Origin of the sequence: Paraburkholderia sp. BL27I4N3 (genome assembly GCF_003386115.1) — a bacterium.
Lineage (GTDB): Bacteria > Pseudomonadota > Gammaproteobacteria > Burkholderiales > Burkholderiaceae > Paraburkholderia.
In genome coordinates, this window is the sequence record NZ_QREJ01000001.1 from 508,495 (window position 1) to 532,474 (window position 23,980).

At 61.8% G+C, this 23,980-nt stretch carries 22 protein-coding genes and 3 tRNA genes; 11 read left to right on the plus strand and 14 right to left on the minus strand.

Annotation, left to right across the window (positions count from 1 at the left end; genetic code table 11):
• Positions 1-127 precede the first annotated feature (127 nt).
• Entirely contained in the window at positions 128-613 is a 486-nt protein-coding gene (locus B0G71_RS02305; protein ID WP_116148276.1) for a hypothetical protein, read from the minus strand.
• Positions 614-871: 258 nt separating this feature from the next.
• Between B0G71_RS02305 and B0G71_RS02310 the strand changes: the two genes are divergently transcribed.
• The 3 genes from B0G71_RS02310 to B0G71_RS02320 all read left to right on the plus strand — a co-directional run bounded on the left by B0G71_RS02310 (position 872) and on the right by B0G71_RS02320 (position 3,024).
• Entirely contained in the window at positions 872-2,092 is a 1,221-nt protein-coding gene (locus tag B0G71_RS02310) for a Bcr/CflA family multidrug efflux MFS transporter (protein WP_116139472.1), read from the plus strand.
• 119 nt (positions 2,093-2,211) lie between these two features.
• On the plus strand, positions 2,212-2,442 hold the full coding sequence (locus tag B0G71_RS02315) for a hypothetical protein (protein WP_116148278.1): 231 nt from the start codon (positions 2,212-2,214) through the stop codon (positions 2,440-2,442).
• A 177-nt stretch (positions 2,443-2,619) separates the two neighbouring features.
• Positions 2,620-3,024: a RidA family protein gene (locus B0G71_RS02320; RefSeq protein WP_116139474.1), complete on the plus strand. Its 405-nt coding sequence runs from the start codon at positions 2,620-2,622 to the stop codon at positions 3,022-3,024.
• A 590-nt stretch (positions 3,025-3,614) separates the two neighbouring features.
• On the opposite strand, the gene B0G71_RS02325 is transcribed toward B0G71_RS02320, so the two are convergent.
• The 5 genes from B0G71_RS02325 to rph form a co-directional block, all read right to left on the minus strand.
• Positions 3,615-4,343 (minus strand): DUF3800 domain-containing protein, encoded by a 729-nt coding sequence (locus B0G71_RS02325; protein WP_116139476.1) that lies wholly within the window; start codon positions 4,341-4,343, stop codon positions 3,615-3,617.
• A 181-nt stretch (positions 4,344-4,524) separates the two neighbouring features.
• A tRNA-Ser gene (locus B0G71_RS02330) sits at positions 4,525-4,614 on the minus strand.
• 55 nt (positions 4,615-4,669) lie between these two features.
• Positions 4,670-5,899 (minus strand): radical SAM family heme chaperone HemW, encoded by a 1,230-nt coding sequence (gene hemW / locus B0G71_RS02335; protein WP_116139478.1) that lies wholly within the window; start codon positions 5,897-5,899, stop codon positions 4,670-4,672.
• Positions 5,896-6,543: an RdgB/HAM1 family non-canonical purine NTP pyrophosphatase gene (rdgB, locus tag B0G71_RS02340; RefSeq protein WP_116139480.1), complete on the minus strand. Its 648-nt coding sequence runs from the start codon at positions 6,541-6,543 to the stop codon at positions 5,896-5,898. Before rdgB ends, hemW begins: the two co-directional genes overlap by 4 nt.
• Positions 6,536-7,276: a ribonuclease PH gene (gene rph / locus B0G71_RS02345; protein ID WP_116139482.1), complete on the minus strand. Its 741-nt coding sequence runs from the start codon at positions 7,274-7,276 to the stop codon at positions 6,536-6,538. The genes rdgB and rph overlap by 8 nt, the downstream gene beginning before the upstream one ends.
• Positions 7,277-7,486: 210 nt before the next feature.
• On the opposite strand from rph, the gene B0G71_RS02350 reads away from it, so the two are divergent.
• From B0G71_RS02350 to B0G71_RS02370, 5 genes are all read left to right on the plus strand, one after another.
• The gene (locus tag B0G71_RS02350) at positions 7,487-8,410 is read left to right on the plus strand and encodes a YicC/YloC family endoribonuclease (RefSeq protein WP_116139484.1); all 924 of its coding nucleotides are present in this window, start codon (positions 7,487-7,489) and stop codon (positions 8,408-8,410) included.
• An 18-nt stretch (positions 8,411-8,428) separates the two neighbouring features.
• Positions 8,429-9,109, plus strand: a complete 681-nt coding sequence (gene gmk, locus B0G71_RS02355) for a guanylate kinase (protein WP_116139486.1) — start codon at positions 8,429-8,431, stop codon at positions 9,107-9,109.
• A 60-nt stretch (positions 9,110-9,169) separates the two neighbouring features.
• Positions 9,170-9,373: a DNA-directed RNA polymerase subunit omega gene (gene rpoZ / locus B0G71_RS02360; RefSeq protein ID WP_006025620.1), complete on the plus strand. Its 204-nt coding sequence runs from the start codon at positions 9,170-9,172 to the stop codon at positions 9,371-9,373.
• A 142-nt stretch (positions 9,374-9,515) separates the two neighbouring features.
• Entirely contained in the window at positions 9,516-11,873 is a 2,358-nt protein-coding gene (locus B0G71_RS02365) for a bifunctional (p)ppGpp synthetase/guanosine-3',5'-bis(diphosphate) 3'-pyrophosphohydrolase (protein WP_116139488.1), read from the plus strand.
• Positions 11,874-11,981: 108 nt separating this feature from the next.
• Positions 11,982-12,470: a phage protein NinX family protein gene (locus B0G71_RS02370; protein ID WP_116118076.1), complete on the plus strand. Its 489-nt coding sequence runs from the start codon at positions 11,982-11,984 to the stop codon at positions 12,468-12,470.
• Positions 12,471-12,581: 111 nt separating this feature from the next.
• Here B0G71_RS02370 and B0G71_RS02375 read toward each other — a convergent pair.
• A tRNA-Arg gene (locus B0G71_RS02375) sits at positions 12,582-12,658 on the minus strand.
• Between the two features lie 79 nt (positions 12,659-12,737).
• Positions 12,738-12,814 (minus strand) — tRNA-Arg (locus B0G71_RS02380).
• Positions 12,815-12,934: 120 nt separating this feature from the next.
• Here B0G71_RS02380 and greB point away from each other — a divergent pair.
• A complete protein-coding gene (greB, locus tag B0G71_RS02385) occupies positions 12,935-13,504 on the plus strand; it encodes a transcription elongation factor GreB (protein WP_116139490.1) in 570 nt (189 codons plus the stop codon).
• A gap of 115 nt (positions 13,505-13,619) precedes the next feature.
• Here the strand turns inward: greB and B0G71_RS02390 are convergent, their stop codons facing one another.
• Together B0G71_RS02390 and B0G71_RS02395 are read right to left on the minus strand one after the other, a co-directional pair.
• Positions 13,620-14,765, minus strand: coding sequence for a porin (locus tag B0G71_RS02390; protein WP_116139492.1), 1,146 nt, complete (start codon positions 14,763-14,765; stop codon positions 13,620-13,622).
• A 527-nt stretch (positions 14,766-15,292) separates the two neighbouring features.
• Positions 15,293-15,541 (minus strand): hypothetical protein, encoded by a 249-nt coding sequence (locus tag B0G71_RS02395; RefSeq protein ID WP_116139493.1) that lies wholly within the window; start codon positions 15,539-15,541, stop codon positions 15,293-15,295.
• A 589-nt stretch (positions 15,542-16,130) separates the two neighbouring features.
• Between B0G71_RS02395 and B0G71_RS02400 the strand changes: the two genes are divergently transcribed.
• On the plus strand, positions 16,131-17,282 hold the full coding sequence (locus B0G71_RS02400) for an exonuclease domain-containing protein (RefSeq protein ID WP_106283325.1): 1,152 nt from the start codon (positions 16,131-16,133) through the stop codon (positions 17,280-17,282).
• Positions 17,283-17,412: 130 nt separating this feature from the next.
• On the opposite strand, the gene B0G71_RS02405 is transcribed toward B0G71_RS02400, so the two are convergent.
• From B0G71_RS02405 to B0G71_RS02410, 3 genes are all read right to left on the minus strand, one after another.
• Positions 17,413-18,009, minus strand: coding sequence for a chorismate mutase (locus B0G71_RS02405; protein ID WP_116139495.1), 597 nt, complete (start codon positions 18,007-18,009; stop codon positions 17,413-17,415).
• A gap of 260 nt (positions 18,010-18,269) precedes the next feature.
• Entirely contained in the window at positions 18,270-18,419 is a 150-nt protein-coding gene (locus B0G71_RS41205) for a hypothetical protein (protein WP_007180815.1), read from the minus strand.
• Positions 18,420-18,933: 514 nt separating this feature from the next.
• Positions 18,934-20,049 (minus strand): aldo/keto reductase, encoded by a 1,116-nt coding sequence (locus tag B0G71_RS02410; protein ID WP_116139497.1) that lies wholly within the window; start codon positions 20,047-20,049, stop codon positions 18,934-18,936.
• 128 nt (positions 20,050-20,177) lie between these two features.
• Here B0G71_RS02410 and B0G71_RS02415 point away from each other — a divergent pair, with 128 nt between their 5' ends.
• Positions 20,178-21,089, plus strand: a complete 912-nt coding sequence (locus tag B0G71_RS02415) for a LysR family transcriptional regulator (RefSeq protein WP_116139499.1) — start codon at positions 20,178-20,180, stop codon at positions 21,087-21,089.
• 18 nt (positions 21,090-21,107) lie between these two features.
• Here the strand turns inward: B0G71_RS02415 and B0G71_RS02420 are convergent, their stop codons facing one another.
• On the minus strand, positions 21,108-23,795 hold the full coding sequence (locus tag B0G71_RS02420) for an excinuclease ABC subunit UvrA (RefSeq protein ID WP_116148280.1): 2,688 nt from the start codon (positions 23,793-23,795) through the stop codon (positions 21,108-21,110).
• Between the last annotated feature and the right edge of the window lie 185 nt (positions 23,796-23,980).

Genomic DNA, 23,980 nt, shown 5'->3' on the forward strand with positions numbered 1-23,980 from the left:
AATTGGGGTTGCGCAGCGACGCGGGTCGCCTGTGGGCGAGTCGCGTGGCGCTGGGATGGGTGGGGAAATTGTACCGGAGTCAGCGTGAACAGGTTTTCCGGATGCGCCTACGCAGCGGGCTGCTCACTCACTTTTTGTGCGTGGGCCCAGTCGGCGCATCGAACTTTGGCGGCTTGCGCTTGCCGGTCAGTTCCGCCCAGCGCTTTTCCAACGCGCCTTCGGCCATTGGCTTGATGACGGTGCCCGAACTCTGCGCGTCCCACGTCTGCACGGAGAAAGGATGCGTGCGCAACATCTCACGCGGAATCACCACGTCTTCGTGTGCATCGACGAGCCAGTCGTACACGAAGTCGATGCACAAACGGTAGCCGCGCTTCGTCGCCGGATCGGGGACCTCGTACGGCGCGCGCGTGACATAACCAGAGCCGAAGATACCCTTCGGTTCCTGTGCCACGCGATGCAGGAACACGCGGTCTCCCGGCAGGATGCTGCGCGCAAATCCGCAGCCCCATGCGTCGGCGACCGCGACGCCCGTGGTCACGCGTTTGGCCACGTCGGGCAGATCGGGCCATGGCCATTTCCTCGGGCTCCAGATCAGCAGGAATGCGGTCATCGCATGGTCACGTACAGAATAGTCGGGAAGGGCGCGGCGCATAGGTTCGCGCGTCGCCCGCAGCGTTCAGGCGGCAGCTTAACTGATCGGCAACGTGGCTGCCGCGAATCGTCGATGCCGCACAGACGTCTTCGCGATCATCTCCGAGGCTCGGCTGTCGTGTTAACCGTCGCGTACAATTGAGGCTGCCAAGTTGCTGTTTTCCCCGTTTCACCTGTTCCGCTGCCGATGACGGCGCGGTGCTTCATCTGGATTCCCATGTCTCACGTCACCAGAAGCCGGCCCGATGGCCGGCTGATTCTGTTGCTCGGTGCGCTTGCCGCATGCGGGCCGATTTCCATCGACATGTACCTGCCGAGCTTGCCGACCATCGCGCAGGCGTTCGCCATCAGCACTGGCGCCGCGCAGACGACGCTCACCAGCTTCATGTTCGGCTTTTCGATCGGCATGCTGCTCTATGGTCCGCTGTCGGATACCTATGGCCGCCGGCCCGTGTTGCTCGGCGGCATTGTCATGTATGCGCTGGCTAGCGTCGCCTGTGCGATGTCGTTTTCGATCGGCTCGCTGGTGACGTTCCGTTTCGTCCAGGCGCTGGGCGCGGGCGCGGCCTCGGTGCTGGCGCGCGCCATCGCACGCGACGCCCACGGCCCGACCGATGCCGCTCGCGTGCTGTCGATGCTCGCCATCGTCACGTCGATCGGACCATTGCTCGCGCCGCTCATCGGCGGACAGTTGCTGCTGCTCGGCGGCTGGCGCGTGGTGTTTATCGTGCTGACATTGTTCGGCACGGTGTGCGCGATCACCGCGTTTCTCAAGGTGCCGGAAACGTGGCCGCGTGAGAAGCGTGCGCACTCGGCGTTGCTGAAGTCGTTCGGCGCGTACGGCAAGTTGCTGCGCGATCCGGTTGCGTGGGGGCACATGCTGTGCGGCGGCATGGCGTTCGCGTCGATGTTCGCGTACATCACCGCGACGCCGTTCGTCTACATCGAATATTTCCATGTGTCGGCGCAGCATTACGGCTTCCTGTTCGCGCTCAATATCGTCGGCATCATGTTCGGCAACTTCATGAATACGCGGCTGGTCGGCCGGCTCGGTTCACTGCCGATCATTTCTTTCGCCGCAACCGTGAGCTGCATCGCATCGCTGTTTGTCTGTCTCGTGTCGCTGACCGGTTGGGGCGGTTTGTGGTCGATCGTGTTCGGCCTGTTCTTCGTGGTCGGTGTGGTCGGTCTTCTGTCCGCCAATTGCACGACCGATCTGATGCATCGCTATCCGCTGAATGCCGGCGCCGCGGCCGCCGTGTTCGGCGCCGTGCAGCTGGCGCTCGGCGCGCTCTCGAGCCTTGCGGTCGGACTCTGGCAGGACGGTTCGCCCAAGGGCATGGGCGTGACGGTGGGCGTGGCGGGCTTGCTGTGTTATCTCGGCCGGATTCTGGTTGTCAGGTGGCACGCGACCAAGGTGCCTGTCGCCGCCGTCTGAGGACCAATGAAGCGCAAGCCGCGTCGCGTCTACGGTAAACACCAGGTGTTGCGTGCGCGCGACCGTGCGTTTGAATTTCCGTTGCTATGATGGGTCCACTGTTCCTCGGAGCGGCATTCATGGCGATCAGAGATTTGATGAACGGCGAACGGCAACAAGCTGCTTTCGCTGAAGCGCAGAAGCTGGCGGACAGCGGCGCCTATCACGACTACACCGACATCGAATACGTCTTGCGCTTTGATTTAGGTTTGTCTGACGTATCAGCGCTGCTCGATAGTCAGTTGATGCATCGCGATCTGAACCGCCGTTGCGCGGATGCGCGCGAGAAGCTGGAAATGCTTGGCGTGTGATGAGCGCGGCACGTTTGCGGAAGCGTGTTGATGCGAGGCGCTGTGCTTGGGGCGGACCGCGCTAGCGCGTTGCATGATCGCTCGTGTGATCGCTCATCGCTTTTGCAAAACGGGATCGGCCGTGCGGATGAAGCGCACGCAGTGTCACCTTCCGTCGTCAAGTCTGGAGTGATATTCATGGCTGGTAGCCAGCACGACCCGCATCTGCCGCATACGAACAATCCCGCCACGCTTTCGCAGCCGGGCGGTCACTACAGTCATGTCGCGGTCGCAAATGGTTTCGTGTTCGTCTCGGGGCAATTGCCGATCACGGCGCAAGGCGACAAGCTATCCGAGGCCTCGTTCGAGGCTCAGGCCGAACAGGTGTTGGTCAATGTGCAAGCCGCGCTCGAAGGCGCCGGCAGCAGCGTCGCGCAACTGGTGCAGGTGCGCGTCTACATTGTCGATGTCGAACACTGGATGAGCTTCAATCAGATCTACGCGCGGTGGGCCGGTGAAGCACGGCCTGCGCGCGCCGTCGTGCCTGTTCCGCAGTTGCACTACGGTTTCAAGATCGAGGTGGAGGCGACCGCCCTGGTTTAGCTTCGACGACTGGAGAGCCACAGTCTTGGGCGTTTGCGCGTGCTCGCCAGTGGGGGTGATTTCAACGAACTGCGTGAATGCCTTGGCTCGATGAAAGAGGAGTCTATTGACCTAGGCACTTGCTCACGCTGGCAGCGATATTCACGCCGGCATCACCGCTCAGTGCGTCAACGTGCTCGAACCGAACACGGATGTGGTGTCATTGTCGGATAGCGCTGCCGGCGTCTCCGCGAACGCGGACGATGCGCACACGCACGCGGAGACGCCGGCCACTGTAATAACTAACGTATTGAGTTTCATAAGGGGTCTACGGGACGTGTGCGGACAGCGTAGGTAGCTTCGGTATCAGCCGTGGGCGGAAAAAGTTGAGGGATGGGGCCAGGTGCTGATGCCAAAAGTGGCTTTGGTGCGTACCTGAGGCGTGAACTCGCGGAAGCCCAAAACGTGTATTCAACCGGCGCCAGCAGCGGGGGACGCTTTTAGTCATCTTGACCGTGGCGCATGTTACAAGCTATAATTACACCCTAAATGGGTTGCGACTACGCGGCCGGCGCTAGGCTCCGAGGACTACTTTGGGGCCTTTCGCTTTTCTAAGGGAATACTTTCAAGCCATTCCCCGTCACCACGGTTCCCGGGTTGAAGAATTTGTCGGCGAGAACGTCGTAAGCGCGATTCTGTTGAGTGGGCCGCAAGATATGCAGTCCAATAGGTCGAGCCATGAGGTCTGAGATTTGCAAACCCTCTGAATTCGCCTTCTTATCGCATACGACAATATCGAAGCTGTATTTTGCCGCTGTTCGATTGTCGCCATCGCATACCCTTCTAAACGCCAGTTCCAGGTCGCGATCTTCCTTTGCGCCGCGTGCCTCGCAAACGACGTGAGTCAAAGCATCCTGTTGCCCCTGCATCCTCAGGAACTGCCGAACCCGCTCCAGACCAAATTGAATGCCTATGTGATAGGGGTTGTAGGGATTACTGTACTTCTGCTTAAGCTTTAGCTTTTCGATCACTACCGCAACAACCGTCATGGGCGTGTCTATAATTATTTGGGTGAGGGCGCCCATGAAATCGTTGCGGGCTTCCTTTCCCAGTTGAGAGAAGTGCCCTCGCTTGCGCCGAATGTCGATCTCGTGCAGAACGACGCAATCGTGGCCAAACGTGTCGAACTTTAATCGCTTGATCTTGGGCACCAATAAGTCGGCATAGTCGCTTTTCTTGACGACGCAAAAGCATAGGACGAACAGCGGATACTCTGCGTCAATCGAGGTAAGGCTGTGATCGCCACTTTCGTCTACAAAAACTATGTAATTGCTATGCATTGCTGGCTCGCGCGCTGCTGTATTGCTTATGTTATGGACGCTGCGATCCTGCGCGTCGCAGGGTCGATCTGGTAGCTCACGAATTGCTGATTAGGCGATAGTGCCATGAAGATGGGAGGATGCGCTTTGGGTGGCAGGAAATGAAAAACGGGCCGAGAGGCCCGTATTCGTCAACGCATTCTGGCGGAGGCGGTGAGATTCGAACTCACGGAAAGATTGCTCCTTCGCCGGTTTTCAAGACCGGTGCCTTAAACCACTCGGCCACACCTCCAAGCCCTAAATTGTAACCTGAAAAAACCTCGCTGCGGCGCCCGGTCGATCCGCAATCACTGCGGATCTTTCAGAAACAGCTCCTGCAGATCATTCAGGAACGCCTGGCCGAGCGGCGTCGGCGCAATCTTTTCGTGGTCGCGCGTAATCAGCTTGCGCCGTTCGGCCTCCTGCAAGGCCGGTTCGATCGACGTCATCGACATACCCGTGCGCTCGATAAACCGATGCACCGGAAACCCTTCCACCAGCCGCAGCGCGTTCAGCATGAACTCGAACGGCAGATCGCGCGTCCCGACCTCGTGCTCGTCCTGCACCGCCGTGCCGGCCTTCGCCTGCTCGATGAAGGTGGTCGGATGCTTATAGCGCGCCTGCCGCAGCACGCGATTCGGAAACGACAGCTTCGTATGCGCGCCCGCCCCGATGCCGAGATAGTCGCCGAAACGCCAGTAGTTCAGATTGTGCTTGCTCTGCCGATGCGGCTTCGCATACGCCGACACCTCATAACGCTCGTAGCCCGCAGCGGAGGTGCGCTCGTGAATCCAGTCCTGCATGTCGGCCGATGCATCGTCGTCGGGCAGGGCGGGCGGGAACTTCGCGAACAACGTGTTCGGTTCGAGCGTCAGGTGGTACAGCGACAAATGCGGCGGCGCGAACGACAACGCCGTTTCGACATCGGCCTGGCATTCGGCGAGCGTCTGCCCCGGCAGCGCGAACATCAGATCGAGATTGAAATTGTCGAAGGTGGTCGCGGCGACTTCGACGGCATGGCGCGCCTGCGCCGAGTCGTGAATGCGGCCGAGCGCCTTCAGATGCGCTTCGTTGAAACTCTGAATGCCCACCGAGAGCCGATTCACACCGCTCGCGCGAAACTGCGCGAACTTGGCGGCTTCGAAGGTGCCGGGATTGGCTTCCAGCGTGATTTCCGCGTCGGCGTCGAGCGGCAGCAGCGCGCGCACATCCGACAGCATGCGATCGAGCCCGGCCGCGGAAAGCAGGCTGGGCGTGCCGCCGCCGATAAACACCGTATGCACTTGCCGCCCCCAGACCAGCGGCAGCGCCATCTCGAGATCGGCGCGCAAGGCGTCGAGATATTCGTTCTCCGGGAACGTGTCGCCTTTCCATTCGTGCGAGTTGAAATCGCAATACGGACACTTTCGCACACACCACGGGAAATGCACGTACAACGCCAGCGGCGGCAGGGACGTCAGCCGGATGCTGCCCGGCGACGTGAAGGCCTTGATGACGCCGTTGCCGATATCGGCGGGCGCCGGTTTGATCGGAATCACGCTTCCTCCGTCAGACGCGCGAGCAGTTGGCGCAATGCAATCGCGCGATGGCTGCTGGCGTTCTTCACCGCCGGTTCCAGTTCGGCGGCGCTCGCGTTCAGCGACGGCAAAAAGAAGTACGGGTCGTAGCCGAATCCATTCGCGCCGCGCGGCTTGTCCAGCATTTCGCCATGCCAGCGGCCTTCGGCGATCAGCGGCTCGGGATCGTCCGCGTGACGCACCAGGGCCAGCACGCAGAAGTAATACGCGCGCCGATCGGTTTCGCCTTGCAACGCCGAGACGAGGCGTGCGTTATTCGCCGCGTCGCTCTTTTCGCCGCCGGCAAGTTGCGCGTAGCGCGCCGAATAGACGCCCGGTGCGCCGCGCAACGCGCGCACGCACAGGCCCGAGTCGTCGGCGAGCGCGGGCAAGCCGGTCAGCTTTGACGCGTGGCGCGCCTTGGTCAGCGCGTTTTCGACGAAGGTCGGATGCGGCTCTTCGGCTTCCGGCACGTTCAACTCGCCTTGCGGAATCAGTTCGATGCCGGCCGCGCCGAGCAACGCCGCGAACTCGCGCAGCTTGCCCGCGTTGTTCGACGCCAGCACGACTTTTTTCAACGACGCACCGGAACCGGCTGCGCCATTGCGTTGAAAAACCTCACTCACTCTTTTGCTCCAACGCCGCCTTCTGCTTCGCGATCAGCGTGTTGATGCCGTCGCTCGCCAGATCCAGTAGCGCATTCATTTCGTCGCGCGAAAATGGCACGCCTTCGGCGGTGCCCTGAATTTCGACGAAGCCGCCCGCGCCCGTCATCACAACGTTCATGTCGGTGTCGCATTGCGAGTCTTCGTCGTAGTCGAGGTCCAGCACCGGCAGGCCGTCGTACACGCCCACCGAAATTGCCGCGACGTAATCCGTGATCGGCGAGCTTTCGATGCGGCCCGTGGCCAGCAACCTTGCCACCGCGTCGTGCGCCGCCACGAACGCGCCGGTGATGCTGGCCGTGCGCGTGCCGCCGTCGGCCTGGATCACGTCGCAATCGATATGCAGCGTGCGCGCGCCGAGCTTCTCCAGATCGAACACCGAGCGCAGCGCGCGGCCGATCAGCCGCTGGATTTCCTGGGTCCGGCCGGTCTGTTTGCCGCGCGCGGCTTCGCGGTCGCTGCGCGTATGCGTCGCGCGCGGCAACATGCCGTATTCGGCGGTCAGCCAGCCCTGGCCGCGGTCGCGCAGAAACGACGGCACGCTCTCGGCAATGCTCGCCGTGCAGATCACTTTCGTATCGCCGAATTCGACCAGCACAGAGCCTTCCGCGTGCTTCGTGTAGTGGCGCGTGATGCGCACGTCGCGCAGCTGATTGGCCTGGCGGCCGCTGGGGCGTTGGGTGTCGTCGGTCATGTTGGGATCGTTCAGGAAGAAAAGCGGAAGGGAAAGCGCGATTTTACAGCCGATCGGGCAGGGCGGCCGCCCGCATGTGCCGGGGCTCTCCAAGGGGACCCATCGCCAAAAATGGGATAATGCCGTTTCCCCGCCCCGCGTCTCGTACACGCCGGGCGATTCGACTCTCCGGCCATCGTTGGACGCGTGGCCACAATCGCGAGAAATACGATGATCTACAGCATGACTGGCTATGCGAGCGCCACGCGCGAACTCGTCGCGGACTCGGGCACAGGCGGCGTGAGCGTATCGGTCGAACTGCGCACGGTGAACTCGCGCTTTCTCGATCTGAACTTCCGCATGCCGGAAGACGTGCGCGTGTGCGAACCCACGCTGCGCGAGATGCTGATGAACAAGCTGTCGCGCGGCAAGGTCGATATCCGTATCAACCTGCAACGCAGCGAACAATCGGCCAACGCGGGTTCGATCAATCACGACGCGCTCACGCAACTCGCGGTGCTGGAGCGCACGGTGCTCTCGACGTTTCCGGAAGCGGAGCGGTTGCGCACCGGCGAGATTCTGCGCTGGCCCGGCATTCTGGCCGAAAGCGGCGTGGCGCCCGAAGTGCTGCGCGACGCCGTGCTCGCCTGCGGCAAGCAGGCCATCACCGACCTGATCGACGTGCGCGCCCGCGAAGGCGCGCAACTGGCGACCATGCTGATTGCCAATGTCACCGAAATGGAAGCGATCGTCACGAAGATCACGCCGCTCGTGCCGGAGTTGATCGCCAGGCATCAGCAGAAGATTGTCGAACGGTTGCAGGAAGCACTCGGCATCGCCGCGCCGGATACCGCCGCGACGATCGTCTCGCGTGAAGAGATCAACGAGCGGATTCGCCAGGAAGTGACGATGTACGGCATCCGTATCGACATCGCCGAAGAACTGTCGCGCCTCACGGCTCACCTGAACGAAACGCGTCACGTGATCCAGAAGGGCGGCAAGGTCGGCAAGCGCCTCGACTTCATGATGCAGGAGCTCAATCGCGAAGCGAACACGCTCGGTTCGAAGGCAGCCGCGAAGGAACTGGCGGATTCGTCGATGACCCTGAAGCTGCTCATCGAACAGATGCGCGAGCAAGTACAGAATCTGGAATAAGGCTGGAGCACCACCACCATGACCGACCATCACCACACACGCGAAACGTCGCGCAATCCGTACGCCGGCGCTTACCCCGGCAATCTGTTCATGGTCGTCGCGCCGTCGGGCGCCGGCAAGTCGACGCTCGTGAACGCGTTGCTCGCCGGCGACGACGCGATCCGTCTGTCGATCTCGTATACGACGCGTCCGCCGCGTCCGAAAGAGCAGGACGGCGAACACTATCACTTCACTACCGTCGACGATTTCATGAAGCGCCACGATGCCGGTGAGTTTCTGGAAAGCGCGGAAGTGCACGGCAACTACTACGGCACCTCGCGCGTGTGGATCGAGGACCAGATGAAGAACGGCCATGACGTGCTGCTCGAAATCGACTGGCAGGGCGCGCAGCAGGTGAAAAAGCAGTTTCATAACGCGGTCGAAATCTTCATCTTGCCGCCTTCGCTCGAAGCTTTGGAAGAGCGGCTGAGAAAGCGCGGTCAGGACGAGCCGAACGTGATCACGCGCCGTCTGCTGGCAGCCGGCAGCGAGATGGCGCACGCGGCGGAAGCGGAGTACGTGGTGATCAACGAGAAGTTCGAGCGCGCGCTCAGCGAACTGCAATGTCTGGTGGCCGCGACGCGTTCGCGCTTCGCCTCGCAATACGCGCGCCACACGCAGCTTTTCGTGCAGCTCGGCATTCACTTGCCACACGCGTGAACGCGGCGGTGTATCGAGCACATAAGGTAGAATAAGCAACATACTGAGAAGGAACCCAACATGGCCCGCATTACCGTCGAAGACTGTCTCAAACAGATCCCGAACCGTTTCGAACTCGCGCTTGCCGCAACCTATCGCGCGCGACAACTCGCTCAAGGCCACACGCCGAAGATCGAGAGCCGCGACAAGCCTACGGTCGTCGCGCTGCGCGAAATCGCAGCCGGCCAGGTCGGCGTCGAAATGCTGAAGAAGGTGCCTGTTTAAGGCGCACTGTTCCGTTTTCGATTGCGCGTTTGTCGAAGCTGTTTTGCCACACGCGCTTGCTACACCTGATATACCTATTTGCCACACGTAATTGCATCAACCTGCAGACCGGCGTCCAACCCCAACCGATACGGAGGCGAAATTGAGTGCTACCCCGCCCACCGCCACGGAAGTGGAACACGACGCTGACTCGCCCTCTTCTGCACGGAAGTACATCGACGCGGTCCTCGAACAGTCGTTTCGCCATCTGTTCGGGCCGACCGCCACGCCGGAGCAACCGCGCCGGCATGACGTCGTCTCTATCGCCAAACTGACGTCCGCCTTGTCCGGCTATCTGCAGCCGGAAGAGATCAAGGACATCAAGTCGGCCTTCCATTTCAGCGACGAAGCCCATCTCGGCCAGTACCGCCAGAGCGGCGAGCCGTACATCACGCATCCGGTGGCCGTCGCGGAAATCTGCGCCGGCTGGAACCTCGACGCCCAGGCGCTCATGGCTGCGCTGCTGCACGACGTGATGGAAGACCAGGGCGTGACCAAGGCCGAACTCGCCGAGCGTTTCGGCCCAAAGGTCGCGGAACTGGTCGACGGGCTGTCGAAGTTGGACAAGATGGAGTTTCGTAATCGCGAAGAAGCGCAGGCGGAAAACTTCCGCAAGATGCTGCTCGCGATGGCGCGCGACGTCCGTGTGATTCTGGTGAAGCTCGCCGACCGGCTGCACAACATGCGCACGCTGGGCGCGGTGCCGCCCGAAAAGCGCCGCCGCGTGGCGCGCGAAACGCTGGACATCTATGCGCCGATCGCTCACCGGCTCGGCCTGAACAATACTTATCGCGAGTTGCAGGACCTGAGCTTCGCGAACTTCAATCCGCACCGCTACGCCACGCTCGAAAAAGCCGTCAAGGCGGCGCGCGGCAACCGGCGCGAAGTGGTCGGCAAGATTCTCGAATCGGTGCAGCGCGCCATTGCCGACGCGAAGCTCGACGCCGAAGTCACCGGCCGCGAGAAAACCATCTTCAGTATCTACAAGAAGATGCGCGACAAGCAGTTGTCGTTCTCGCAGGTGCTCGACGTGTACGGCTTCCGTGTGGTCGTGGAGAGCGCGCTGGAGTGCTACACCTGCATCGGCGCGCTGCATGCGCTGTACAAGCCCGTGCCGGGCAAGTTCAAGGATTACATCGCGATCCCGAAGGTGAACGGCTATCAGTCGCTGCACACTACGCTGGTCGGCCCGTTCGGCGCGCCGATCGAGTTTCAGGTGCGCACGCGCAAGATGCACGAGATCGCCGAAGCGGGCGTGGCCGCGCACTGGCTGTACAAGAACGGCGGCGCGGACCTGAACGACGTGCAAAAGCGCGCGCACCAGTGGCTGAAATCGCTACTCGACATTCAGAGCGAAGCGGGCGATTCGAGCGAATTCCTCGAACACGTCAAGATCGACCTGTTCCCGGACGCGGTCTACGTGTTTACGCCGAAGTCGAAGATCATGGCGCTGCCGCGCGGCGCCACGGCGCTCGACTTCGCGTATTCGATCCACAGCGACCTGGGCAACCAGTGCGTCGCGGTGAAGATCAACAACGAATTGCTGCCGTTGCGTACCGAGTTGAAGAGCGGCGACATCGTCGAAGTCATCACTGCGCCGTATTCGAAGCCGAATCCGGCGTGGCTCGGTTTCGTGCGTACCGGCAAGGCGCGCTCGGCGATCCGCCATTATCTGAAGACAATGCGTCTGAACGAATCCGTTCAACTCGGCGAGCGTCTGGTCGACCAGGCGTTGAAGGGCTACGGGCTGGCGCTCTCCGACGTGACGCCGGAAGCATGGGAAAAGCTCGTACAGTGGACGGGCAACAAGAACCGTCAGGAAATTTTTGCGGACATCGGCCTCGGCCGGCGTGTCGCGGCGGTCATGGCCAAGCGTATCGAAGTGCTGATGAGCGGCCGCGACGCCGACGACGACGGCTCGCGCTCCCACTCCGATATGCCGCATGCGCCGCCGGTGGTTATCACCGGGACCGAGGGCATGTCGGTGCAACTGTCCGCGTGCTGCCGTCCGATTCCGGGCGACGACATCATGGGCTATATCGGCATCGGTCTCGGTATGGCGATCCACACCACGGATTGCCGCGTCGCGCAACGCATCCACCGTCGCGATCCGGGTCGCTGGATCGACGTCGCCTGGGCACCGCAGCCGGGGCGTCTGTTCGACGTCGCCGTGAAGGTGCTGGTCAAGAATACCAAGGGCGTGTTTGCCCGCGTGGCGGCGGATATCACCTCGGCGGATGCCAACATCGTTCACATTGCAATGGACGAAGACCTGTCGCAGGAATCCACGGTGTTGCGCTTCGTGATCCAGGTCAGCGACCGTGTCCATCTGGCCAACGTCATGCGGCGCGTGCGCACGAACCCGGACGTCATGCGCATTGCGCGCGAACGGCCTAGCGAGGAAGGCCATCACCGTCACGACGGCGGGATGCGAATCGATCGCGAGCGAGCGGATTACTGATCACCGGCGGTTGCCCGGAGCAGGTCTCGGGGCGAGTCCATCTCCCTCATTCGAATCTGAACGCACCGGCTACGCGCGAGTCTCATCTGAAACTCAGGGAGAACGCTTGTGAACGTAGCTGACCTCACCGGCCTGGCGCTCGATTATTGGGTCGCCCGCAGCCTGCACGACTTCGTGCGCGAAATCCACTTTACCGATAGCGGCGAAACCGTCTCGATTCGCGGCAATGACCGCGGTCGTCCGTGGGATGGCCGTTTTACGCCGTCCACCTCGTGGGAGGCGGCAGCGGCGGTGCTGGAGCGCGCGCAGCGGCTGGAAGTGCGCGAGCGGACCGCGCTTGGCGCCGCACACTGCGTCGCGGAATTCGAAGGCGGGCACCGAACCGTCGAAGGGCGGGGCGACTCGTTACGGGTTGCCTTGCTGAGGGCGTTCGTCGAAAGCCGATTTGGCGATACCGTGGGAGATGTGTTGCGCGAGGCGCAGGCGGTGAGCGGTGAACACGCGCAACCGATCGGCGAGCAGACGGCAGGCAGTTCGTTCGTGGACTTGCCGAGTCCGGACGGGCAGATTGGGGATATTCAGTCGCCGCCGAGATAAGGGGCGTGTTTTGTTGCCGCCACCAAGGCCTCCGGTGGGGACAAGGCCCAATGAAACTCGACTCGACGGACAAAAAACAAAGGGCCTTCCGATCGGAAGGCCCTCTATAAGTGGTGCGGCTGGCAGGATTCGAACCCACGACCCCTTGGTTCGTAGCCAAGTACTCTATCCAACTGAGCTACAGCCGCACGCTAAACGGGTAATGCTTACTGCGCTGAAACTTGGGTAAAACGTAAGGGCCTTCCCGGAGGAAGGCCCTCGAATAAGTGGTGCGGCTGGCAGGATTCGAACCCACGACCCCTTGGTTCGTAGCCAAGTACTCTATCCAACTGAGCTACAGCCGCACGCAGAAACGAGATTATAGCAAAGGTTTTGAAAAAGGGAAGCATGTAACTGCGATTTGTCTCATGGTCGCGATCGTGTAACCTTGATAGGCAGTCGCATGCTGCAGTTACCGGATCATCATGAACAAGGCCTTTGTCAAAGAGTCGAGCGAAGAGAATGACGACGACCTCGACGTCGCCCCGCCGGACGTTCCCGCCGGCACGAAAAACTACATCACGCCCGCCGGCTACCGGCGCATGCGCGATGAACTGCTGCATCTGATCGACGAGGATCGGCCGGAAGTGGTCAAACTGGTGTCGTGGGCGGCCTCGAACGGCGATCGCTCCGAGAATGGCGATTACATCTACGGCAAACGCCGGTTGCGCGAAATCGACCGGCGCATCCGTTTTCTGACCAAACGCCTGGATCTCGCTGAAGTCGTCGACAGCAGCAAGCAGGAGAACGTCGACCAGGTTTTCTTCGGCGCAACTGTCGAGTATGCGACGGAGGACGGCGAGGCGCATATCGTGACGATTGTCGGCATTGACGAGGTCGATCTGGATATCGGCTATGTGAGCTGGATCTCGCCGATCGCGCGCGCGCTGCTCAAGGCGAAAGTCGGCGATACCGTCACGTTGTACACCCCAGCCGGCCCTCAGCCGATCGACATACTCGACGTCAAATATCCACTGCCAGATACCGGCGGTTGAATCACCGCTGGCGGACGCCCTGTCTCGTTCTCGCCCTTCAACTCGGGCGCTGACGAGGCATAAAAAAAAGGCGCCGCGAACGGCGCCTTCGAGACCACGGCTGTTACCCGCGGTTTTAGAAGCGGTGACGCAGACCTGCGGTCACAGCGACTTGCTTATTGTTGCCCGAAGCGGCCAGGCCGTTGATGTTGGCATCCACGATAGCGTTTTCGTTGACTTGCTGATACTCGCCTTGCAGATACACGTCAGTACGCTTGGACAGTGCGTACGCGGTTTGCAGGTTGAATTGATTCCAGTGCGGACGCGTCCCAGCGAGGCTTGCGCGGGTGTACGTGTACGAACCGGCAATGCTGACCGCCGGCGTCAGCGCATAGCGAGCGTTCGCTTCGAAGTTCTGGAAATGCGCGCTATCGTTGCCGAAGGCGATGCCTCCGCTTTGACCCGAGGCGCTAGCGCCGATACCGGCGAGGCTCGACAGGTTGGTTTGCGAGTACACGAGGCCGACGGTTGCCGGGCCGAACGCGTAGTTGGCACCCGCGCCCCACGTTTGCTGGCGGCCCGCGAAGAACGTGTTGTCGCTCGACACCGCGCCACCCGAATTGAACGCCGCAGCCGCGCCGGTCGCGCCGTTGCTGTTCAGTTGCAGGTAGGCGGCGGCGACGTTCAGGCCGCCCCAGCTGTACGACGCACCCGCGCTATAAGCGCGGTTGTTCGCGAAGCCGTCGGCCTGGTTCGAGAAGCCATACAACGCGCCGAACTTGAAGCCGCCGTAATTGGCGCTCTGGTACTTGACCGAGTTGTTGATGCGGAACGAGTTGTTCAGGTTGTCGTTGTCGAACGGATGCGCGAACTGCGTGCCGCCGTATTGGGTGCCGGTCAGCGCCAGCGGACCGACATAGTCGACCATGCTGTCGTATTGACGGCCGAGGGTGACGGCGCCGAACTGGTCGCTCGTCAAACCGACGAACGCTTGACGGCCGAATTCGCGCCCACCTTGCTTGAGTGTGCCGTCATTGATACCGAAGCCGTTTTCCAACGTGAAGATCGCCTTGAGACCGCCGCCCAGATCTTCCGATCCACGCAGGCCCCAGCGGCTGCCGTTCACCGAGCCGCTGGTTTCCTGCCAGTTGCTATGGCCGTGCTGGTTGTTCGTGTAAGTGATGCCGGCGTCGATCAAACCGTACAGCGTGACGCTGCTTTGTGCATGCGCGGCGGTTGCGCAAACGCCCGTGAGGGCGGCGACCATGAGTGTCTTTTTCATCTTGTAACTCCGAGAGCGAGAGCGGGCGTTGAACCCAGGCTTAAGGAGACCTTCACGCGGGCGCTGCGAGAGGCGTAATCCGAGTGAGATGCGCATTGAGCAAAATCGCGCTGGTTTCCGGTTACGCAGAGTGTAGAGAGACACTCTGCGTAATGGACGTTCCGATTTACGCAATAAAGTATTACGCGTTAAGAAACGATATGCGAAAGCCGCTGAAGCCTTATCAATAAAGGCCTCCAGCGATTTCAAGAGGCGTGAGCCTGGTGCGGATGGCGGTGCGTTGCTGATTCGCGACAAGAATCGATGCTAAAAAACAACGGAATAAAACGTAAAACGAGATTGTTGTTATTGCCGCAACAGATGATTGTTATTTATGTGAATAATCGAAATGGAACTGAACCGCTATACTGAAGTTTCTGCTTTCCGAAGCAGACTTTTTCGTTGACGAAAAAGATCTCCAAACCTTTGTCGGCGCGACTTTCCAGTCGCGCTTTTTTTTGCCTGCGTCGCGCCGATTGACGACGCGGTCAGTGGGCGGGCGCCGCGCCGTCCACTTCGTTCCAGTCGTCCGCGATCGACACGCTCCAGTCTTCCATGACGTAGCGACGCGCGTCCATGGGGGACGACAGCAGGTTCTGCCAATGATCGCCATGCCACATTGGATCGATTTCGAAGATTGACGGCGTGTCCGCGATGGGTGCAGATTGTTCGGAGGCCGTGTTGTCGTGCGAGTGGGTCAGCCAGGTAAAGAGGCGGTGGATTTGGTTGAACAGCATGGCAATCTCCCTAATGCGCGTTACTACAACTACTGAATCCGATCATCCGGCTATGCATGCGGTGCAGCAAGTCGGACAAACACTTACGGGAACGTCTTTCGTTACATTTTTCGGCAGGCTGCTGAAAATTTTCCCGTTATAACGCGTCCCCACAATCGATTGAGTAATATTGACTTGGTCTGATTATCTAGACAGAAGTACATATATGCGCTCGGGACTTATATAAGCCAACAAACGCGGGCTTAGCGTGTCGCGTGATAAACGCATATCGAGAATTCGCTTAACGGCATTTCTCCCTTCCTCGTATAGCGGCAAGGCTGAATTTCACCTGCCAGATCGCGCGCGATGTGGTGTTCCCTTGATTAACAAAATCGAGCATTGCCCTGAAACGAAATATCCGCTTCGCCGTCATTCCGCTGTGGCGGCCGTGAAACATACTGATTTCAGGTGTTGCGAGAGACTTGTCGCTTAAGCGGAAACAGGACCGTTGAGCCGCAAGTCACTCGACGTAACGCGATGCTATCCGGGTACTCGACCGCCAACTGGTGCATACTTGCCGCAAAGCCACGCGTCCAAAGTCTCCTTTTCCATGTCTGAACAGTTTTTGCCGGAACCGGCCCTGGATGGGCCGATCGTCTTCGTCGACCTTGAAACCACCGGCGGCTCGACCGCTGAGCATCGCATCACCGAGGTCGGTGTGGTCGAAATCGGACCTGCCGGCGTGTCGCGCTGGAGCAGTCTGGTCGACCCTCAGCAGCCGATTCCCTCATTCATCCAGCAGCTCACCGGCATCACGAATGCGATGGTGCGGGGCGCGCCGACCTTCGATGCGATCGCGCCGGCGCTCTTCGAGCGTCTGAACGGCAAACTGTTCGTCGCGCATAACGCCAGTTTCGATCGCGGATTTCTGCGCGGCGAGTTTCGCCGCGTGGGTCTGGCGTTCGATCCGGACGTGCTGTGCACCGTGCGCCTGTCGCGAGCGCTGTTCCCGGCGGAAAAGCGTCACGGTCTCGACGCCTTGGTCGAGCGTCATGCGCTTGTGCCTTCCGATCGCCACCGCGCGCTCGCCGACGCCGATCTGATCTGGCAGTTCTGGCAACGGCTGCACGGCCTCGTGCCGCTCGACGTATTGCGCACGCAGATCGAGCGCACCACGCGGCGCTACCGGCTTGCAGGCGACATCACGGAAGATCTGCTCGATACCGCGCCGGCCGGTTGCGGCGTCTATGCGTTCTATGGGGAAGAAGATGTGCCGCTGTATGTCGGGCGAAGCGTGCGCGTGCGCCAGCGCGTGCGCTCACATTTGACCGGCGAGCGGCGCTCGTCGAAAGATATCCGGCTCGCGCAGCAGGTGCGGCGCGTCGAGTGGCGCGCGACCGGCGGGGAATTGGGCGCCATGCTCGCGGAGGCGCAGTGGATCGCGACGCTGCGTCCCGGCCATAACCGTGTGCCGCGTATCGCGAAGAGCGATCCCGCTGACGCGCCGTGGCCGTTCGACGGGCCGATCGTATTCGAAGAGCGCGAGGAGGCGTCGCAAGCGCGCGCGTTTCATGTCGTCGACCGTTGGTGTTACGTCGGCCACGCGGCGTCGCTCGCGCTGGCGGCGGAATTGCATGCGTCGAGTGCGGCGGGACGGTTCGAACTGTCGACGTATCGCATCTTGCAGAGCCATCTCGCCCGCGGTTTGCGTGTGATGCCGTTGAGCGTGTCGAGTGGCGCGGCGGTGGCGAGTCTCGCCTGAAGACGTTCGCCAGTCCGGCGTTCAGCGACTTCGTTTTCAACCGATAGCCCGCTGTTCAACCAAGTAGGTTCAAGCGCGCGGTCTCCGCGGCCATTAGCCGGCCTCAAACCGCGCGCTTATCTCAGCCGACCTAACCGGTTGCGCCCACGCCACCGGTTTCGCACACGTGCCCGAGGGCGCGCGTCAACGCGCTCGAATGAGCCGAGTCGTAGCGCGTCAGCGACTTCCAGTTAGCCAGCGACTGCGCGACGCGCGACGGACAATCCGGTGCCGCGCGCAATGGCTGAACGCGCGCAAGGCCGGCGACGAGCGATTGGGTCAGCCGGTCCAACTGCGGTCTCGTACTGGTTGCCAGATCGGGCACGGGTCCTTGCGGCGCTTGGGTGCCGCGCCACGTGACGAACAGCGCATTTTGGACGTCTTTGCTGGCGTCCATCTGATCCTGAAAGAAAGCACGGGCGAACGCCGGGTCGACGTTCGCCGCGGCAGCGCGCTTCTCGACATCGGCGAGGAGAGCGTTCTCGCGCGGCGTGTCGGTGATGTCCCGGTGATTGGCCCATTTCCAGCGCGCCACCGGTTCCGCGAGCGCGAGGCGCTGCGAGGCAAGCGCGATCAGACTGGTGAGCGCGGTGTCGTCACCATCCGCGATGGCGGGAGCGGGCGCGAATGCAAGAGCGGTCAGCAGCGCGAGCGTGCATGACGCGCCGAAGCGATAAGAACGATTCATGGAAGATGGCAGTAGCCGAGCGGCAACGGAGGAAAAATCAGAAGAATAGACGATGCATCGAGCCCGCGCCTTCCCTCGCGATCGGAACACCGCAGGCATATTTGTCGAGGCGGGCAAATGCCGACGCCAGGCCGCACGGCCGGGCGTCACCTGAATCAGACGGACTGACCCCGTGTCACGAATCGAGCAGAAAACGATCGGTTAGACGTGTGCACGCAACCGCTGCACGCACGTCCATGCTGCATTGCGCCACTGCACAGCTACTTCGAGTCGCACGACTTGCGTTGCTCGTCGAAAAAGGCGCGGACATGCTCCGGCAGTTCAGCACCCAAAAACTCGACGCCAGCGGGTTCCGGATCCGGGCAAAAGACTTTATCCGGGGTCGGAACTTTCGGTGGTTTGGCATCCATGATCTCTCTCCTTTACAAACCGATTATCGGCCTCGGTCCCCGTTTTGCACCAGCGGCTGATGCCGGTCACCTGTTCTTTGTTGCTTTAACGGCACAGGTCAACAATAGAACGGAATCTTTGAATAGAATTTATCGGTTGACTGCGAATAAATTGATTTCGCGGTCACCCTTCCAGGCAGTCCAATATTCCAGCCGTTTCCCTCTCGGCCTTATCCTGCAGGCCGTTCAGCATCGAGCCCGCGTTTTCGCACACTCCACACTCGTATTGACTGATATCAAACCAACCGTCGCGGATTTTTGTGCGCCGCCGCATTCGCAGCATTTTCCGCTTAAGAGGCCGAACGTTCGTTAATTGCCACTCGGTTCAGCACGCGCCATTCGGCCCTCTAATGTTTTGTAAACGAACGATTCTCAAGTTTCGTTGACGACTAAAAACACTTTTTAAGATCTTTCGCCTGAATAAGAAATTTCAACGTTCGGCAGCGAACGCTGGGCTTTCGTCAGACGCATATTTTTACGCCATCGGTGCGGGGATTTTCACCGACGCGGAATATCCGGCCGGTTTGTCAGTCACTTCGACTTGTCCGTGAATTCGCGCCTGATGACCGTTCGCGAACATGTAGTAGGGGAATGGACGGGCTGGTTCTGACACGGCGTCGAGCCGCGCGATCAGTTCCGGCGCCAGCGTGAAGTCGAGCGAACCGAGCGACTCCTGCAACTGCTCCGGCCGCGTCGCGCCGACGATGATGCTCGACACGCCGCGCTTCTGATGCAGCCAGTTCAGCGCAACTTGCGCCATCGGCCGGCCGGCGAGATGGGCGACCGACTCCAGCTCCGCCACGATGCGGAAGTTGCGCTCGGTCAGTTTGTCGAATCCCGGCGGCGGAGCGCCGGCCATGCTCGCGAGACGTCCGTCGCCGGAAATGCCACCTGCCGCGCCGCTTTGCGAAGGCCGGTATTTGCCGGACAGCACGCCCATGCCGAGCGGGCTCCACGGCACGAGTCCCATGCCGAGATTGGCGGCGAGATCGGCGAATTCATTCTCCGCGTTGCGTTCGATCAGCGAGTACTCGAGCTGCATGGCAGCGACCGGCTCGAAGCCGCGCCAGTCGGCGAGCGTCTGCGCGCGCCCGGCAAACCAGGCGGGCGTATCCGACAAACCGACGTAACGGATCTTGCCGGCGCGCACGGCGTCGTCCATGGCGCGCATCACTTCTTCCACCGGCGTGACGCGGTCCCACGTGTGCAGGTAGTACAGGTCGATATAGTCGGTGCCGAGGCGCTTGAGCGAGCCGTCGAGCGCGCGCAGTAAATTCTTGCGATGGTTGCCGCCCGCGTTCGGGTTGCCGGTCTCGCCGTTGTAGCCGTATTTGGTCGCGATCACGAGCCGCTCGCGCAGGCCGCGCGCCGCGACGAACTTGCCCAGCCATTTTTCGCTGGTGCCTTCCGTATAGAGGTCGGCGGTATCGACGAAATTGCCGCCGGCATCCACGTACAGATCGAACAGCCGTTGTGCCGACTTTTCCTCGGCGCCCCAGCCCCATTCCGTGCCGAAGGTCATCGTGCCAAGCGCGATCGGGCTGACGCGCAAGCCTGAGCGGCCGAGCAGGGTATAGCGGTTCATCGTCATGTCAGTCTCCTTGAGCGGTGCGCTACGAAAAATTGAATCGACGGTCCCATCGTGCGCCCATTCTTTTCGTGGAAAAATGCCGCTTGTCTGCAAGAATTGTGAAGTCGGACTTAATAATGGGGGCCGTGATGGATCCTGCGCAACTGCCGGCATTGATGGGGTTCGTGAGCGTGGCGCGTCACGGCAGCTTCACGCGCGCGGCCGCCGAGACCGGCGTGACCGCTTCGGCGCTGTCGCAAAACATCCGCTCGCTCGAGACCCAGTTGAATGTGCGTTTGTTCAACCGGACCACGCGGCGCGTGGCGCTGACCGAAGCCGGCGCGCAGTTTCTCGCTCGCGTGCGGCCGGCTCTGGGCGAACTCGAGGCCGCCTTCGAGGCGCTCGACGAAACCCGCGACCAGCCCGCCGGCAATTTGCGTATCAACTTGCCGCGGATCGCGAGCGAGTTGCTGGTGCAGCCGCATCTCGCGGAATTCACGCGCCGTTATCCGCAGATCCGCCTCGACCTGACGCTCGACGACGGCCTGGCCGATGTCGTAGGCGAAGGCTTCGACGCCGGCATCCGGCTCGGCGAGCGGGTTGCGCGGGACATGGTGGCGGTGCCATTGGGCGGCGAGATGCGCATTGCAGTGGCGGGCTCGCCGGCCTATTTCGAGCGCTATGCGCCGCCCGCAACGCCAGCCGATCTCGCCGCGCATGACTGCCTGTGCTACCGCTTCACGTCGAGCGGCGGCATCTATCGATGGGAGTTCGCGCCGCCCGACGATCCGGCGCGTGTGTTCGAGATCGAGGCGCGCGGCGCGCTCGTCACCAACGACCTGCGCACGATGGTGCAAGCTGCGGAGCAGGGCGTGGGTCTGCTGCACGTGATCGAGGACTATATACGCGAGCAACTCGACGATGGCCGCCTCGCGCGCGTACTCGACGCATGGTGTCCGAGCTTTCCCGGTTTCTATCTCTACACGGCGAGCCGCGCGCAAATGCCGCTCAAACTGCGCGCGTTGATCGACTTCCTGAAAGAGAAGCGCAGCGCTCGCTAGCGCACGCGCCTCCTTCTTTCACACTACGAGGAGCTGCCGCAGATACTCGGCCGTGCGACTCTCCTTCGCGCGCACGACCTCGGCCGGCGTGCCGCTCGCCACGATCTTGCCGCCGGCATCGCCGGCGCCCGGACCGACGTCGACGACCCAGTCGCTTTGCGCGGCCACTCGCATGTCGTGCTCCACCACGACGACAGTATTGCCGGCATCCACGAGTCCCTGAAGTTGCACCATCAGCCGGTCGACGTCGGCGGGATGCAGGCCTGTGGTCGGTTCGTCGAGGATATACAGCGTGTCGCCCCGTTGTGCGCGTTGCAGTTCCGTGGCGAGCTTGATGCGCTGAGCTTCACCGCCGGACAATTCGGTGGCCGGCTGACCGAGCCGCAGGTAGCCGAGGCCGATGTCGCGCAGCACTTTCAGCGCGCGCATCACGCTGGCATCGTCGGCGAAGAAATCGCATGCGGCGTCGACGGTCAGGCCGAGCACCTCGGCGATGTTCTTATCGCGCCATGTGACTTCCAGCGTCTGCGTGTTGTAGCGCGTGCCGTGACAGGTCGAGCAGGGCGCATAGACGCTCGGCAGAAATAGCAGTTCGACGCTGACGAAGCCTTCGCCTTCGCACGTCGGGCAACGGCCATGCGCCACGTTGAACGAGAAGCGGCCCGCGCTGTAGCGGCGCTTGCGGGCGAGCGGCGTGTCGGCGAACAGCTTGCGCACGTGGTCGAAGAGGCCCGTGTAGGTGGCCAGGTTGGAGCGCGGCGTGCGGCCGATCGGTTTCTGATCGACGCGCACGAGCCGCCGCAGCGCGTCCATGCCTTCGACGATGCGGCCGCCGGTCGGCGCGCTCGCGGCGGCAAGCAATGGGTCCTGCTCGTCGTCGTCGGGATTTTCGAAGACGCGTCCGAGGTGGCTGGCGACCAGTTCCGGCAGCGCCTGGCTCACGAGGCTCGATTTGCCCGAACCCGACACGCCCGTGACGGCGGTCAGGCAGCCGAGTGGAAACGCGGCGTCCAGCCCGTGCAGATTGTTGCGCGTGATGCCGGCGAGCCTCAACCAGCCGGCTGGTTTGCGCGTCGCGCGTGCGACCGGCGCGGGCGGCGCGAACAGATGCCGGCGCGTATGCGACGCTTCGACCTTCGCGAGGCCGGCAGGCGGCCCGCTATAAACCACATGGCCGCCTGCTTCCCCAGCCGCGGGACCGACATCGACGAGCCAGTCGGCGCGCCGCATCATCTGCAAATCGTGTTCGACGACGAACAGCGAATTGCCCGCGGCCTTCAGGCTCTGCAGCGCGCTGAAGAGTGCTTCGCCATCCGCGGGATGCAGTCCGGCTGATGGTTCGTCGAGCACATATACGACGCCGAACAACTGCGACGACAACTGCGTGGCGAGTCGCAAGCGCTGCAATTCGCCGGATGACAGCGTGGGCGTGCTGCGCTCCAGCGCGAGATAGCCCAAACCCAGATCGACCAGTGTCGTTATGCGTTCGAGCAACTCGGCTGCGATGCGTTGCGCGGCGACGCGTTTTTCTGCGGACAGGTTGGGCGTGCGCCGTACGTCAGGCGCGGCTTTATGCGCGGAACCGCCAGCGGCGACCCGTTTATCGACGGCATCGCGCATAGCGTTCTTGCTCAGCACGCTGCCTTTGGCTGCGTCTTTGCCCGCATGTGCGACATCCGGCTCGGGCCACTCGCCGCGCGCGATCGGTTCGAGCATCTCGGCGAGTCTGGCTAGCGGCAACTGGGCGAACTCGCCGATATCGAGCCCGGCGAACTTCACCGACAGCGCTTCCTTCTTGAGCCGCTTGCCATGACAGGTCGGACAGACGCTGCCGATCATGAACCGCGACACGCGCTTTTTCATTAACTCGCTTTGGGTGTTGGCGAACGTATGCAGCACGTAGCGGCGCGCACCCGTGAAGGTGCCTTGATAGCTCGGCTCGTCCTGGCGCTTGAGCGCGGCACGGGTTTCCTTCGGCGTGAGGCCGGCGTAGACGGGCACGGTCGGCTGTTCGTCGGTGAAGAGAATCCAGTCGCGGTCTTTCTTCGGCAAATCGCGCCACGGTTTATCGACGTCGTAGCCGAGCGTCACCAGAATGTCGCGCAGATTTTGTCCGTGCCAGGCGGGCGGCCATGCAGCGATTGCGCGCTCGCGAATGGTCAGCGAGTCGTCCGGCACCATAGATTTTTCGGTGACCTCGTAGACGCGGCCGAGTCCATGGCAAGTCGGACAGGCACCTTGCACCGTGTTCGGCGAGAAATCCTCGGCGAACAGCATGGGTTGCTTCGGCGGATAGTCGCCAGTGCGTGAATAGAGCATCCGCACGAGACTCGACAGCGTGGTCACGCTGCCAACCGACGAGCGCGCGCTCGGCGTGCCGCGCTGTTGCTGCAAGGCGACCGCGGGCGGCAGGCCTTCGATGGCGTCCACTTCGGGCACGCCGACCTGCTCGATCAGGCGCCGGGCATACGGCGCGACCGATTCGAAATAGCGCCGCTGCGCTTCGGCGTACAACGTGCCGAATGCCAGCGACGATTTGCCCGAGCCGGACACGCCGGTAAAGACGACCAGCGCATCACGCGGAATCTGCACGTCGATGTTCTTCAGATTGTGTTCGCGAGCGCCGCGCACACGCACGAAGCCGGTGAAGGCGGGTGCGTCGGACGGCGGCGACGTCGAGCGGGCTTTGTTGCGGCTGGTGTCCATATCGATGAATAGGTGAACATCGCCCGGCGCGTCAGGCGAATATTGGTGAAGCTGCACGGAGTATGCCCGACGATGATGCCAGTGAAGGCGGAGCACGCGCGCCGCGTCAGCCCGGAAATCGCCGCCTGTCATTGAAACGATTATCCGCGCCCAGAGTGCGGTGGCTAACGGACGCGCCACGGCCA

Coding starts and splice junctions, on each gene's coding strand:
- B0G71_RS02405 (WP_116139495.1), bottom strand. CDS start 18,009: ATGAATCGTTCTTATCGCTTCGGCGCGTCATGCACGCTCGCGCTGCTG.
- B0G71_RS02395 (WP_116139493.1), bottom strand. CDS start 15,541: ATGCTGTTCAACCAAATCCACCGCCTCTTTACCTGGCTGACCCACTCG.
- gmk (WP_116139486.1), top strand. CDS start 8,429: ATGACCGACCATCACCACACACGCGAAACGTCGCGCAATCCGTACGCC.
- B0G71_RS02410 (WP_116139497.1), bottom strand. CDS start 20,049: ATGACGATGAACCGCTATACCCTGCTCGGCCGCTCAGGCTTGCGCGTC.
- B0G71_RS02305 (WP_116148276.1), bottom strand. CDS start 613: ATGACCGCATTCCTGCTGATCTGGAGCCCGAGGAAATGGCCATGGCCC.
- B0G71_RS41205 (WP_007180815.1), bottom strand. CDS start 18,419: ATGGATGCCAAACCACCGAAAGTTCCGACCCCGGATAAAGTCTTTTGC.
- B0G71_RS02415 (WP_116139499.1), top strand. CDS start 20,178: ATGGATCCTGCGCAACTGCCGGCATTGATGGGGTTCGTGAGCGTGGCG.
- B0G71_RS02310 (WP_116139472.1), top strand. CDS start 872: ATGTCTCACGTCACCAGAAGCCGGCCCGATGGCCGGCTGATTCTGTTG.
- rpoZ (WP_006025620.1), top strand. CDS start 9,170: ATGGCCCGCATTACCGTCGAAGACTGTCTCAAACAGATCCCGAACCGT.
- B0G71_RS02420 (WP_116148280.1), bottom strand. CDS start 23,795: ATGGACACCAGCCGCAACAAAGCCCGCTCGACGTCGCCGCCGTCCGAC.
- B0G71_RS02315 (WP_116148278.1), top strand. CDS start 2,212: ATGGCGATCAGAGATTTGATGAACGGCGAACGGCAACAAGCTGCTTTC.
- B0G71_RS02390 (WP_116139492.1), bottom strand. CDS start 14,765: ATGAAAAAGACACTCATGGTCGCCGCCCTCACGGGCGTTTGCGCAACC.
- B0G71_RS02320 (WP_116139474.1), top strand. CDS start 2,620: ATGGCTGGTAGCCAGCACGACCCGCATCTGCCGCATACGAACAATCCC.
- B0G71_RS02325 (WP_116139476.1), bottom strand. CDS start 4,343: ATGCATAGCAATTACATAGTTTTTGTAGACGAAAGTGGCGATCACAGC.
- rph (WP_116139482.1), bottom strand. CDS start 7,276: ATGACCGACGACACCCAACGCCCCAGCGGCCGCCAGGCCAATCAGCTG.
- B0G71_RS02400 (WP_106283325.1), top strand. CDS start 16,131: ATGTCTGAACAGTTTTTGCCGGAACCGGCCCTGGATGGGCCGATCGTC.
- B0G71_RS02350 (WP_116139484.1), top strand. CDS start 7,487: ATGATCTACAGCATGACTGGCTATGCGAGCGCCACGCGCGAACTCGTC.
- greB (WP_116139490.1), top strand. CDS start 12,935: ATGAACAAGGCCTTTGTCAAAGAGTCGAGCGAAGAGAATGACGACGAC.